Consider the following 13,259-nt stretch of genomic DNA (forward strand, 5'->3'; position numbering starts at 1 on the left):
CCATGAGCCACTTATTCGATCACACCGATCATTCTCTGTACTCCAACGGCATGACGTTTTTACGTCAGCCAATGGTACGCAATATCACAGATATTGATGCAGACGTTGTGGTACTTGGCTTGCCATTTGACTTGGCAACCTCTGGACGCCCAGGCGCACGCTTGGGTCCAGATGCAATCCGTCGCGCATCCGTGCACTTAGCTTGGGAAAGTAAAAAATACCCTTGGTCATTTGCATTGTGGGACAAAATTAAACTTCAGGACGCTGGCGATTTCACTTACCCGGTTGGCGATCCTGAGTATTTTACTGCGCAACTCGAGCTAGCTGCTCTGCAAATTTTGCAGCAAGGCAAAACGCTATTAAGCCTAGGCGGCGATCACTTTGTGACCCTGCCATTGCTGCGTGCTCATCAGCAAATTCACGGCAAAATGGCGCTTGTACATTTTGATGCGCACACAGACACGTACAGCCAAGGCTCACGCTATGATCACGGTACTATGTTCTATCATGCTCCGATTGAGGGCCTAATAAGCCCAGAGCATTCAATGCAAATTGGCATTAGAACCGAGTACACAGAGCAAGGCCACGAGTTTGGCGTGATTGACGCTATGGCAGCAAACGACTTAAGTGCCGAAGAAATAGCAGCACAAATCAAAGCACGCGTTGGCGACTTGCCGGTGTACTTAACCTTTGATATCGACTGTCTAGACCCAGCATTCGCACCAGGCACCGGCACCCCAGTATGCGGCGGCCTAACCAGCGACAAAGTGCTGAAGGTTTTACGCGCATTGCAAGGGCTAAACATGATAGGTATGGACGTAGTAGAAGTCTCCCCTTCCTACGACCAAAGCGAGCTCACCGCAATCGCCGCCGCCACCATTGCACACGAACTACTGCATCTGTGGGCTGTAAAGCATAAATAACCGGATGCGGGGTTAGATTAAGCCACCTTAACCAGGTGGCTTTTTTGTTTGGATTTTACTGTAAAGTCGTAGAAGATCTCACATGCAACTTATTCTCCTTCGTCACACCTAAAAAACATACTTCTCGGCGGGTGAACCGCCTCCCACAAAAATATTTATACTGCGAATTTGGAGCCTCAATTTTCTGAACTTGTAAACGACTCTATTGCTATTGAGAAAGTGGAAATCCACAGGCGACTTATTCCCCCTCCATCACACCCGAAAAGTATAAACCAATATGCAATGTGCCGACAGGATGTTGGCTAAGTCTTGTCTGGCATAGGGATGTGCCTTACATGATGGTTGCACTATATCGGGTTAGGATTTGAGGATTAAGTGTGATGTCGGGGCGACGTTTTCTTGGTTCGCTCGACCGCGTCGTTTCAAAAGAATGAACGAGGAACGCGTGGATGCGCTTTGATATTAGCCAAGGAAGGCTCTACTCATTAGTCAACTCGAAGTGGTCGCCTGCAAACTCATCATCAACAATAGCTTGAAAACATAACTTCTCGGCGGGTGAACCGCCTCCCACTAGATTATTTACACTATGAAACACTTGTGGTGGTGCTTCACTTATTCCAACCTAACCGACATATTACAAGACTGTTTATATCCTCACTCAAATTGCGTTAACCACTCTTTTAACACACCATTTAACAAGGTTTGCTGCTCTTTACTCATCCCTTCAACCAATTGGGCTTGAATGGCGATATGCGGCTCAATCAGCTTTTCAATCAGGGCGAGGCCTTCTGCTGTTAATTCAACTGTTACACTGCGGCGGTCTTCTTTACAATGCTCACGCTTAATAAGGCCTTTTGCCGCTAGCTTATCTAAACGATTGGTCATCGCGCCAGAGGTGAGTAGCATGGTTTTAAATAGCTCTGATGGGGTTAAGCGAAATGGTTTGCCGCTGCGGCGCAAGGTAGCTAACACATCAAATTCGCCCAAATTTAATCCGTATTGCTTATGTAGCTTTTCAACTTCGGCTTCCATATGTTTAGCTATGCGCACTAAGCGACCCATTATCGCCATGGGCGTTGTTTCTAACTGTGGTTTTTCGCGAGCCCACTGCTCTTGTACTCTATCAATCGCATCCATTAATATTTGCCCCGACAACAAACGTTGTAAAGAAATATCTTAACATAAAGATACTTTACAAAAAGTGTTTTTAGTAATACCTTAGCGAAAAGTATCTCAATATAAAGATAGTTAATGTGAATATACTCCTTGCGATGATCCCTGCATTTTTATGGGGCACCACGTACGCGGTGACACAATACACCCTTGCGGACTGGCCGCCTCTTTTACTTGGCGCTATTAGAGCGCTTCCAGCTGGGCTTATTTTGCTAGCAGTTAAGCCAAGTTTGCCAAAAAAAACTGACTGGAAAATACTATGCGCCCTTGGGGCGATTAATATCGCGGCCTTTTTTAGCATGATCTTCGTGATGTCGTTAACGCTACCATCTGCCATATCTAGCGTGGGCATGGTGTCTGTGCCGGTGTTCGCCATGCTTTATCATTGGTTAGTCAATAAGCAACGTCCGGGATTGGTGCAAGCGTTATGCGGTGCGGCGCTTATTGTGTTGGCCTGGTTGCTATTTGATCCGAGTTCACTGAGTTTAAACCCTCTTGGTTTAGCGGCAATACTTGCGGCAATAACCTGTATCGTGATCGGCAGCTCAATCACTAAGTCTCTTGGTGGTCGCATGCATTGGTGGACAGTGTTAACTTGGCAACTCATTATTGGCGGCGTTATTCTCACACTCGCATCAAGCGTTCACGGTGTGATCGCACCAGCTAAGTATATTGCAGCTTTTAACAATTTCTCGATGACTAATCTCAGCGGCATATTATGGGTCGTGCTCCTGAACACCGCGCTAGGTTATAGTTTGTACGTGTGGTTACTACAACGTATGTCTGTGGTGGACTTTACCTTTGGTGGTATTGCAAATCCGATTGCGGGTATTTTGACGGGGTTGGTGCTACTGGGCGAGACGTTCACGCCGCTTCAGTATAGTTTGATGGTTGGCATGATTGTAATGCCGCTATTACCGCAAATTATCGTCACTACCCTACGAAGCCGAGCTGTGCCTGCTAAGTGTGAGGTAAACTAATCAGTTGAGCGCATAGCAACTATGCGCTCATTCCCTCAAATAGAAGAAATTAGAGTGCGAGTCGATAGATATATAGCGACTCGTCACCTGCTACGCCCAAATCATTGACACAGGACTCAACAAACTGGCCGCCTATTTTTTCAATGATCCGCTGGCTCGCAATATTTGACTGTAAGCATTGAAACTCCACAGTTTTAATATCACTTACCTCTCGAAGCTTGGCAATAACCTGTTCAAGCACTAGACCGATTAAGCCGTGACCTCTTGCCTTTTCGCCAAGCCAATAGCCAATTTCAGCAGTTTGCGTTTGCGCATCCATATATTTGATCCCAAACACACCACAAAACTCGCAATTAAATTCAATAGCAGACCAAAGTCCGCCGACTTGGTTGTTTATACGTGTGTCGATGTATCGCTCTGCATCAGCCTCGGTATGTAATGTCGCAACCCACGGCAGCACATTTTGTAAACTTGCACGACTGCTTTGTACGCAATAAAATAATGGCTTTGCATGCGTCACGGCAAGGTTTTGTAGTTTGAGATTGGCAGAAATATCTAGTTCCACGAGATGTTCAGCTCCATTTACTCACCTCTATTCAAATACAGGTCTAAAGAAGCTGCGTTCATAGCTGATTATGCAACCGGTATCTTCTGCAAATTTAATTGCAGCCTGACACTGTGCATCTTGAAACGACTCATTACGATACGTTTCATAGGCCGCCAAACTGGGAAAGGTGAATAATGCCAAAGCAATATTACTTGCACCTTCCGATGGTAAAAAGTAGCCATTATGCTGCCCACCAAAGCGATTGACGAGTGGGATCCACATTTTCGCATATTCCTCAAAGTCAGCAATTTTTGCCGGATCAACAACATATTTTAAGTAGCAAGTAACCATACAACCTTTCCTTTTTGTTAAAAACACCAGTTTCACATTGCTCTACACACCGATAGACAGTGTGCGAGATTACTTTAAGCGTTAATAACATGAAGTTAAAGTGATATGGGACTATCGGTCTCGATTAAATGCTCAAACTCCTGTTTTGGACTCAGCGTAAAGCTACTGACAGTAACTGACACACTAAGAGCGTATCTTAGCTGCAACTTTTAAAAAATGATGGAATCCCATGATGATCACCATTGATTCTTTGGTGTTATATGTAAGCGATATCAAGCTAAGCGAAGCGTTTTATAGACAGCTATTCCAATGTGAGGCAGCGCAGCTTTCTCCAACTTTTGTTTCTATGAAATGTGCACACAACGTCTCCATTGCACTTAAACAAAACACAGCCCTTACACCACCAAGTTGCATTACCGGGGGCGGTTCTGAAATCTCTATTATGCAACCAAGCCAAGAAGCGCTTTTGGCTTTATACGATACATGGAAATTACTAGATATTGAGTTTGCTCAGGTCCCGCAAGCCGAGGGATATGGCGCTAGTTTTGTCGTATTAGACCCTGATAGACATCGTATTCGCGTGTTTACTAGTGATAAGGTATAGCGCTATTTCTAGCTCTATACCTTTTTTCCATCGAATATGGAGTTCAAATTTATAGTTTGTAGTGAAGACTCAAACTAATATTTCTTGGCTCACCATATGCTAGCTGCGAGTAGAAGCCGATCTGACTGTAATATTCTTTATCAAAGGCATTATCAATATTTAGTTGTACTGATAGCGCCTCGTTGTGTTGGTATCTAGCCATTAAATTGATAAGTGAATAGGCTGGCTGTTCAACTCGTACATTGCCTAATGGTGATTTTATGTCAGTGTAATTTTCACCCTCCCAAGAAATACCTGCCCCCAATGTAAATTGGTTATATTCAAAGGTATTGAATAATCTAAATATTTTTCGAGGAAATCGCGTATTAACCGTATTTGATGTGCCACTACTATCCTCAGCCGTTGCTTCGAATGCAGTATAATTGGCATTAATCTTCCAGCCGTCCATGATCTGACCGACTACTTCGAGCTCGTAACCGTCGCTTTCAACACCATCTGCTTCCTTGTATGCAGCTAACTTATCAGGACGTGGAACAAAATCAGGGTCAACAACCGCTAAGTTTTCCTGCTGTGTTTGAAAGTAAGTTATATTGGTATGTAACGCATCATTGAAATAAGTGCTTTTCAAACCAATTTCATAATTGATCCCAGTGAGGGGGTCTAAGTAATTGTCATCAGCGTCAACCGCATTCTGCGGCTTAAAGATTTCCGTATAACTTGTATAAATCGTATGACTGTCATTTAAGCTATACAGTAGCCCCGCATAGGGAATAAATACGTCATCATCGCCATAGTCTTGGTCTGTTCCATAGGATACACCCTGCCTATTCCAACTCGCTAACCGAGCACCAACAATTGCCTTAAATTTATCGCTCAAATGTATTCGTGTCGCAGCAAAGTAACCTGTTTGCTCAGTGGTGTAATCCTGGCTGATGTATTTTTGACCCCAATCTGGCTGGTCAAATTCCCCGTTCCACTCAAAAAAGTTTGTGACTGGTTTGGCAGTTTTGCTCCCCCCACCTTCATAGCCGTAATACACAAAGTCCTGATCGCTCTTTGCAACCCCAACTACAAATTCATGTTCGTGGTCAAATAAAGAGTACATGCCTTGTAATCTGACACCAAAGTCAATCTGCTCTCTTTCATTTTCTAGGCGCGATCCAGAAGCAGTCATCCCAGCCCCCGTCACAGGATGAGGAAGTCCGGATACCCAAAGTAAATACATGTCTGCAGTGCTGACATTTTTATTCGCATGGGCAACCAACTCCCATCCATTACTAAAACTGTGATGTAGGTTTGCAAAAAATGTTTTGTGTGTACTGGCCCAACTACTCCATTTTGCGGCCACTGAAGCTGAACGATCAAAGTCTGTACGGCTGAGATCAGAGTTGAATATTGGCAGCCCGCCCCATTGAGAGCCTTTGGGTTCATTGTCTTGAATGCTATACCCTAATCGCAGTAAGGTTGCATTCGACAAATCTGCATCAACGGTGGCATAAAAAACCTGTTTACTCTTTTTTTCATAGTCGACAAAAGAGTCGCCTTCTTGCAGCACCATAACCGTTCGACCTCTAACAGATCCGCTTTCGTTTAGCCCGGTGCCCAGATCAACACTCGCATAATAATTGTTCCAGCGCCCTAAGCGCGCAATTACCTTGCCACTAAGTTCACTCGAATTTGCGTGTTTACGAACCAAGTTAATCGATGCCGACGGATCTCCTGCGCCGGTCAACAACCCAGTAGCCCCTCGCACGATTTCAATACGTTCATAGAGTGCGGTGTCGGTAAGCGACTCACCAGCACTCTGCGCGCCATTCCACTGTACTGGCACCCCATCAATTTGGTAGTTGTCAACATTGAAGCCTCGAGACGAAAACGCATTCCTTGAGCTATCGTAAGCTTTGGCCGAAATGCCAGAAGCATTATTAATCACATCGGTTAGTGACGTTAACGCCTGATCTTCAATACTTTGCCGGGTAATAATATTCACGGTTTGCGGGGTTTCTTGCAATGTCAGACCCAAACCTGTTGCCGTGTCTATTGGCTCATTGACCACATAACTGCCCGTCACCGCAATACGTTCAATTTCATTATCACGCGCGAGAGCTGCGCCTACTTCATGGATTGAGAAACGATTTTCGTCAACTTTAGTTGCAACAAGCCCGCTTCCTTTCAAAAGAATTTCAAGTGCTTTTTCCGTCGTATAGTTTCCCTTCAATTGTATCGTTTTTTGCTCTGCTAACGCGACACCATATGCAGTAATGTGCTGCTGCGTTGCAGCTGACAGTTCGGTTATCGCTGTAGAAAGCGTTTGGGGTTCTATATTTAGTTGGTACGTAGTATCGCTAGCATAAACGTTCGCAGTTGCCAATATGAGTCCTGCGCTAGAAATAAATAAGCTCCGTCTACATATATTCATCGCATGCTGAAACTTATTTATTCTAAAAGTATGGCTTTTCATGGTCATCCTCTATTTTCATGTACCCATTTATATAATTCATCGTTAAGACGTCTACGAATTAACAAACCCGTAAAAATCTTATAAAAATCCGCTTTAGCGTAACGGCGAGCATTAAGATAAGTAGTAACTGAAAGGTGTTCGTCATACTTTTTATGTGCGAGCAGCGAAAGTGCCACCCGTACTTACCGAGACAGTACCTCTTTACAAAAGTTTATTGCTACGGTGAGACGCTTTTCTACATTTGACAGGCTAATTGCTAACTGTGTGGCAATATCTCGTTGTTTAACACCCTTGATGGTGTACATAAAAAATATCTGCCGGGTTAACAATGGCAGCTCGTCCAGTGCCAAGTTTATGCAACGAAGCTCACACGAGCTGATATGGCACTTTGAAATATCGGCTATTTGACTATCAATACATGTCGTCATGTACGCTTTTTCATACTGGGTTCTAGCCTGTTCAGTACGGAAGTAATTAATGACTTCATTGTGGGCGGAGCGATACAGATAGGCAGTTGGATTTTCTACATTTCGATTTGTTTTCATCTTTAACAGCTTTTCAGCAATGATTTGTAGAATGTCTGACGCTGTATCTGAGCAACCAAGCTTGCTAGTCAGAAAACGTTTAAGTGCACATTCATTTGAGGAGAGTGACTGTAATATTTCTTGTGAATACATCATTTATAAGTCAACACGCAAGTCCTTGCAAAAATTGCGAATGATAATAATTACCATTTATGAAAATTGCAATACTTCTGAGATATAAAGCCTAAGTAGGTGAAGGTAATCCATCACCCTTTATTTAGAAATCCTTTGTCTCAGGCTCACACCAACTGATATTCATTACCAGAATGCGGATCTGAACTGCGGATAATTTATACTTGAGTGTTGAATAACAAGGGCAAGATCAAACTGCTTTTCGAGTTCAAGGAGAAACAGGCAGGGTGATAGTAAAACAGCTTCCAATCCCAACCTCACTTTCTACTACAAGCTCGCCACCATGCTCTTTAATAATGTCATAACTTATTGAAAGGCCTAAGCCTGTCCCGTTGCCAATGGGCTTAGTCGTAAAAAATGGGTCAAATATTTTATCTTTTATTTCTTCGGGGATCCCCACCCCGTCATCTTGAATTCGGATCAGTACACGCTGTTGTTCTAGACTTGTTGAGACGCGGATCTCTCCTTCGCTTTTCAATGCCTGAGCCGCATTGATCAGTAAATTCGTTAATACTTGAATTAGTTTACCTTGATTACCGAGCACTTGAGGGACTTCATTCAGTTGTGTGATCACATTAGCATGATATTTGAGCTTACTCTCCACCAGATTTAACGTTGTCTTAATACAGGCGTTAATATCACAAGGTTGCAATTGAATAGTATCTGCCCTTGAAAACTGTTTGAGGTCGTTCACAATTGCAGACACTCTTTGTAGCCCAGTCATCGACTCGTCAATAAGCTCAGTACAATCGCTATTAATAAAAGCAAAGTCTTTGTCTTGAATAAACTGATTAAACGCTACGAATGTACTGGGTTCAAGTCCAAGCTGAATCGCACGCTTTGCAAGTTCGGCATAATCGCCATGATAGTGACGCATCACATCGAGATTACTCATGACAAAACCGAGCGGATTATTTATTTCATGGGCAACCCCGGCGGCTAATTGACCCACCGATGCCATTTTTTCTGAGTGAACAAGCTGTTGCTGTGCGGCTTCAAGCTCTCTATTGGTAGCCTCAAGCTGCTGATTTTTCTGATTCAGTTTTTCAGTTCTTTGCGCCACTAATTCTTCTAGATGTTTATTTAGCTCAATCAAGTCATGCTTATATCGCTCTCGACGCTCATGCTCTTCGGCTAAGGTTTGTGATAGCTCATCAAACGCCAAAGATAGCTCTTGTAACTCATCTTTACTCTGTATTGGTTTCCATTTGAAATCAAACACGCCGTTTTTGACATTCCGAGCGATAAATTTAGCTTGATTCTTCAGTATATACAGATTGGTTGTGAGATATATACCGAGAAAATAAGAGAAAATAGCAACTAACGCCATTTCAAACAGCGCGATGGAAACCGTCCAGCGTTTTACCTCTGACATAGCTCGATTTATGGTGCCAATATCTATGCCTATTTGAATGGTGCCAAACAGTGTCCCACCCTCAACAATATCAGCATGAATATCAAAAATACCGTCGGTAACTGTTTCAACTAACGTATCACCTTCAAATGTACGTTCTTTTAAGCGCTCGTTACCTGCAAAAGAAAGAGTTTGGTTTTCACCATCGATGACTTTAACGTAAAGGATATCTGGGTTACTTAATAACTCATTGGTAAAAGCATCCAGTGTGGCCAAATCGTATGACAGCACCGCATCTTTGGTCGCACTCGCAAACAGGCTTGCGGTCGTCGTTGCGCGTTTATTCATGGCGTCATTTGCAGACTCCATCATAAAATCAATCACTACAAATATGAGCGCACTCAACAACACCGCTTCAATAATAGCGGTGCCAATCATGGTTTTGAGTCTTAACGATAGCCTTTTCATTCAGTTGTGGGGCTTCTTAATAGTCCGCGTACTAATTGCCAACTAAGGTTTCTAATTCTAATGCTTTTACGTCTTGCCAGTCCTCGTTCGACGCCGCCATAATGCCTTTGAAGTTCACGGCTTCGAGTAGCCTAATGCCCTCTTCACTCAGTTCAAGAGAGGTCAACGCCTCTACTAATCTTTGCCTTGCGTCTTCTGGCATTGTTTTTTTAACGGCAAATGCATGGGGCGTATAACCTTTTGTCATCCAGAGAATGTCAAGTTGTGATTTAATTTTGGGATCGGCGTTGTTGAAAGTACGCATAACACCACCGCCCGCTTTTACAAATCCTCTCGACACGTTGAGATAAACAGAATCATGGGAAGAGACATACCTTGGTGTAAATTCAATACCTTGTTTCACAAGTTCACCACGGGGCAAAATGCTTGCAGCGAATGCAGCAGGAGCCGGAAAAGCAAGCGTCTCTCCTCGCAACTGCGATAAGTCAGTAATACCCGTTCCCTTTTTAACCACGATGATCCCTTTGATCATTTTATCTCTTTGCTTGGCGATAGCTTGATAACCTGCCTGCTCATTAAATACAACAAAGTGATAGGGATTCATGTATGCTACATCATACTCTTGCTTCAACACCCGGGCTTCAAAGGTTGGTATATCTTTAGCGGTTTTAAACGTGTAGTTATCTTCGGTCTTATCACTGAGATAATCGAGAATAGGCTGCCAATTTTTGGCTAACTTATTTGCAGACTGCTGCGGCACAAAGGCGAAGGTATAATCACCACTCAAACATAAAGCGGGAAATAAAATGAGACTCATCAGCAGGATTTTTATCATCACATCACCACCTAGCAATAAACACTTTTCGAATAAGGACTTAAGCTCCACAAAAGTATAGATCAATATTAAAAAACGGCTTATTTGCTCATTGATAAAAGTGCCTGCCCTTTATCTTTTTATCTTATGTCCTTATCTTTGTTGGCCTTGATATTTTGTAACGCGCTTGCCAGCCAAATGGTAAACTGGTGAACAATCGCCGAACTCTTGCGATAAGTCGTTTGCCTGAGCCAATAGCCATAGCCTGAAAATTCCTCCATTGTTGGGCTTTTACTTAACCACCCCTGTATTACTGCTAACTCTGCTAATACATCGCTCAATAGTGCCAGCCCTTGCCCGGCCACAGCCGCCTGCAAGACAAAGTGTTCTTGCTCAAAATAACGCAAGTCATAATGGCTTTCGTCAATGTGCGCTCGCCAAGGAATATTTTCAAGCCCCGTTTCGTCTTGCCAATGGGTGAGAAATAGTACAGGTTTACCTTGGTCTGGCACCCGATAATTTGGGCTAGCATAAAGCCCAATTTTCTCGGTAATAAGATGAGTTTCATTAGAATTCGGATCCGCTTTGCCATAACGCAGGGCGATATCAATATGCTTCTCTTTATTTAAATCAATGAGTTGATCGCTCGCGCATATTGTGACGGTTTGGTTTGGGAAAGCATGATTAATGGCAGCCATATTCGGAGCAAGCCAAAGTGCAGCAAATGAATTACAACATGAAATAAGCAAATCATTCTTTTGCTCGGTAAACTCAATAAACGCATTATCGAGCATATTGAGTGAATCAATACACACCTTTGCAAGTGCCTGTCCTTGTAATGTTAATTGCACTACTCGCGTTTTTCGCTCAAAAAGCTGAACCCTTAACTGTGATTCCAGTGACTTTATCTGATGTGACACTGCCGTAGGCGTAACATTAAGTACCCGCGCCGCATCTTTAAAGCTCAAGTAGTGCGCAGCAACCGCAAAGGTTTTTATGTTATTCAAAGACGGTAAATGTGTGAACATAGCAAACCTATAAGTTAGTTTATCTCATCTATTTATGGATTCTTCTCAGTTGTCACATTGCTCTCGCAGGCACAAAATAAAACACAAGACACAACTGGAGAAAAGCCATGAAAAACATTCTATATATAAGTAGTAGCGTAAGAAAGTATAGTGAGACGAGTTCGCAACATCAGTCAATTAGCCGGATGTTAGGTGAGCAATTTTTGACAAAATTTAGCTGCTTCACACATGAAGTGGAAATCACCCATCGCGACCTCTCCGTGAAACAACCTGCATTCATCGATGAAGCATTTATAGCGGCTGCATTTGCAAAAGGCGTGTTGAGCGAAGAGCAACGCTTAGTACTCGCTGAGTCTGACGAAATTATCAAAGAAGTGACCAATGCCGATATTATCGTGATCGCAAGCCCTATGTATAACTACGGCATGCCTGCCGTGCTAAAGGCTTGGTTTGATCTGGCGATCCGAGTAAATAAAACCTTCAGCTTTGATTTAGCACGAGGTGATAAACCACTTGAGCCAATTTTATCGGGTAAAACTCTCGTGTTACTGGCATCTTGGGGAGAATTTGCATTTAAAAAAGGTGAGTCACAATATCATTTGAATCATCTAAGTAGCCATATCGAGCAGTTGGCTCCATATTTAGGTGCTGAGGCGTTTTATGAAATCGCATCTGAGTATCAAGAGTTTGGAGATGACAGGCATAAGCACTCAAAACAACGTGCTATTGATGATGTACACAAACTAGCGCAAATACTTAGCGCTAAGTAAGAGCACAAGTGAGCGTATTACGCTCACGCAGCTTAGTGCTTATAGCAATAGGTAATCTTACTTTCTGAGTTTGGGCTTTCCTTTTAAACTGATTTGGATTATTACAGTAGTAACCACATTGATTAGCATGCATATACTTAATGAAATCATAGCGCGTTTTCTACCCACTTGCTGACGCCAATGGCTTCCATAATGAACTCTACTGATAATGCTGCGAGTATCATGCCCATAAGTCGAGTAAGTAGTGACGCTCCTGCAACTCCGATAAATTGAAGTATTCGCGTGGAATAAAGTAACATTAAAAGTGTGATAAATAATACAACCAACATAGTAGTAGCTGTAACTAGCTGTTCTTGAATGGTATAAACGTGATTATCAGTAATTAAAATTACTGCCAAAATTGCACCAGGAGATGCAGTAGAAGGTATTGCTAAAGGAAAAACGGAAATATCATGCATCGGCTCTTTCGTATTCTCGCTGGATTCTTTAGAAAAAACCATTTGTAATCCAAATAAGAACAATATAACTCCACCAGCAACCTGAAAAGAAAGTAGGCTAATACCCAAAGCTCCTAATAGAATTTGTCCAATAATTATGGACCCTATCAAAATGATGGAAGCATAGGCTATAGTTTTGATCGCCGTCTTCTTACGTTCTTCAGTAGAGAGATTAGCTGTAAGCGCAACGAATATCGCCATAGTGCCAATAGGGTCGATGGTGACCCATATGGTTAGAAAGTCGTGCAAAATTTTTTCAGTCATAAACCGCTTCCAATTTAAATTATCTAGGGGTGTAGAAGCTTGCCTTTCACTTATTATCAATATCTTACTAAAATTAACAGTATCACAAGTTGTTATAGATAGATCTATAAAATAGCTTTTCTTAACTAAATTTTTCGTGCTCATTACTAAAGCTGATATCAAGCAAGTTAATCATGTCTGATGAACTTAAGATTTAGGTGGGTTTGAAAGTGATTGAGCTTGTATCAGGCCGAAATCAACGCAATCCAAATATATAATCAACAAATTAGCGATAACAAGGAGAAAAATAATGGAAGGTCTTGATTCGGA

The 13,259-nt window shown here is 42.6% G+C and carries 13 protein-coding genes; 4 read left to right on the top strand and 9 right to left on the bottom strand.

All coding sequences use genetic code 11. From position 1 onward, the window contains the following. Positions 1-2: 2 nt before the first annotated feature. Entirely contained in the window at positions 3-923 is a 921-nt protein-coding gene (speB, locus tag DS891_RS04850) for an agmatinase (protein WP_174169019.1), read from the top strand. A 654-nt stretch (positions 924-1,577) separates the two neighbouring features. Here the strand turns inward: speB and DS891_RS04855 are convergent. After that, the gene (locus DS891_RS04855) at positions 1,578-2,060 is read right to left on the bottom strand and encodes a MarR family winged helix-turn-helix transcriptional regulator (protein WP_174169020.1); all 483 of its coding nucleotides are present in this window, start codon (positions 2,058-2,060) and stop codon (positions 1,578-1,580) included. A 116-nt stretch (positions 2,061-2,176) separates the two neighbouring features. Here DS891_RS04855 and DS891_RS04860 point away from each other — a divergent pair, with 116 nt between their 5' ends. Continuing rightward, positions 2,177-3,076: an EamA family transporter gene (locus tag DS891_RS04860; RefSeq protein WP_174169021.1), complete on the top strand. Its 900-nt coding sequence runs from the start codon at positions 2,177-2,179 to the stop codon at positions 3,074-3,076. A 49-nt stretch (positions 3,077-3,125) separates the two neighbouring features. On the opposite strand, the gene DS891_RS04865 is transcribed toward DS891_RS04860, so the two are convergent. Continuing rightward, entirely contained in the window at positions 3,126-3,641 is a 516-nt protein-coding gene (locus tag DS891_RS04865) for a GNAT family N-acetyltransferase (protein ID WP_174169022.1), read from the bottom strand. A 27-nt stretch (positions 3,642-3,668) separates the two neighbouring features. Then, on the bottom strand, positions 3,669-3,974 hold the full coding sequence (locus DS891_RS04870; protein WP_010604531.1) for an NIPSNAP family protein: 306 nt from the start codon (positions 3,972-3,974) through the stop codon (positions 3,669-3,671). 229 nt (positions 3,975-4,203) lie between these two features. Here DS891_RS04870 and DS891_RS04875 point away from each other — a divergent pair, with 229 nt between their 5' ends. Continuing rightward, a complete protein-coding gene (locus DS891_RS04875) occupies positions 4,204-4,578 on the top strand; it encodes a VOC family protein (protein WP_227387189.1) in 375 nt (124 codons plus the stop codon). A 49-nt stretch (positions 4,579-4,627) separates the two neighbouring features. Here DS891_RS04875 and DS891_RS04880 read toward each other — a convergent pair whose 3' ends face one another. From DS891_RS04880 to DS891_RS04900, 5 genes are all read right to left on the bottom strand, one after another. Beyond that, a complete protein-coding gene (locus DS891_RS04880) occupies positions 4,628-7,039 on the bottom strand; it encodes a TonB-dependent siderophore receptor (RefSeq protein WP_174169023.1) in 2,412 nt (803 codons plus the stop codon). Between the two features lie 182 nt (positions 7,040-7,221). Next, positions 7,222-7,719, bottom strand: a complete 498-nt coding sequence (locus DS891_RS04885) for an RNA polymerase sigma factor (protein WP_174169024.1) — start codon at positions 7,717-7,719, stop codon at positions 7,222-7,224. 244 nt (positions 7,720-7,963) lie between these two features. Next, complete coding sequence (locus DS891_RS04890; RefSeq protein WP_254605672.1) at positions 7,964-9,577, bottom strand: sensor histidine kinase; 1,614 nt, start codon at positions 9,575-9,577, stop codon at positions 7,964-7,966. Between the two features lie 31 nt (positions 9,578-9,608). Then, the gene (locus DS891_RS04895) at positions 9,609-10,412 is read right to left on the bottom strand and encodes a PhnD/SsuA/transferrin family substrate-binding protein (RefSeq protein WP_174169094.1); all 804 of its coding nucleotides are present in this window, start codon (positions 10,410-10,412) and stop codon (positions 9,609-9,611) included. 119 nt (positions 10,413-10,531) lie between these two features. Continuing rightward, on the bottom strand, positions 10,532-11,419 hold the full coding sequence (locus tag DS891_RS04900) for a LysR family transcriptional regulator (protein ID WP_174169025.1): 888 nt from the start codon (positions 11,417-11,419) through the stop codon (positions 10,532-10,534). Between the two features lie 107 nt (positions 11,420-11,526). Here DS891_RS04900 and DS891_RS04905 point away from each other — a divergent pair, with 107 nt between their 5' ends. Beyond that, positions 11,527-12,189, top strand: a complete 663-nt coding sequence (locus DS891_RS04905) for an FMN-dependent NADH-azoreductase (RefSeq protein ID WP_102056631.1) — start codon at positions 11,527-11,529, stop codon at positions 12,187-12,189. Positions 12,190-12,335: 146 nt separating this feature from the next. Here DS891_RS04905 and DS891_RS04910 read toward each other — a convergent pair whose 3' ends face one another. Then, entirely contained in the window at positions 12,336-12,950 is a 615-nt protein-coding gene (locus tag DS891_RS04910; protein WP_010604523.1) for a MarC family protein, read from the bottom strand. Positions 12,951-13,259: the final 309 nt, after the last annotated feature.

This window comes from Pseudoalteromonas sp. JC28, from assembly GCF_013319255.1.
Lineage (GTDB): Bacteria > Pseudomonadota > Gammaproteobacteria > Enterobacterales > Alteromonadaceae > Pseudoalteromonas.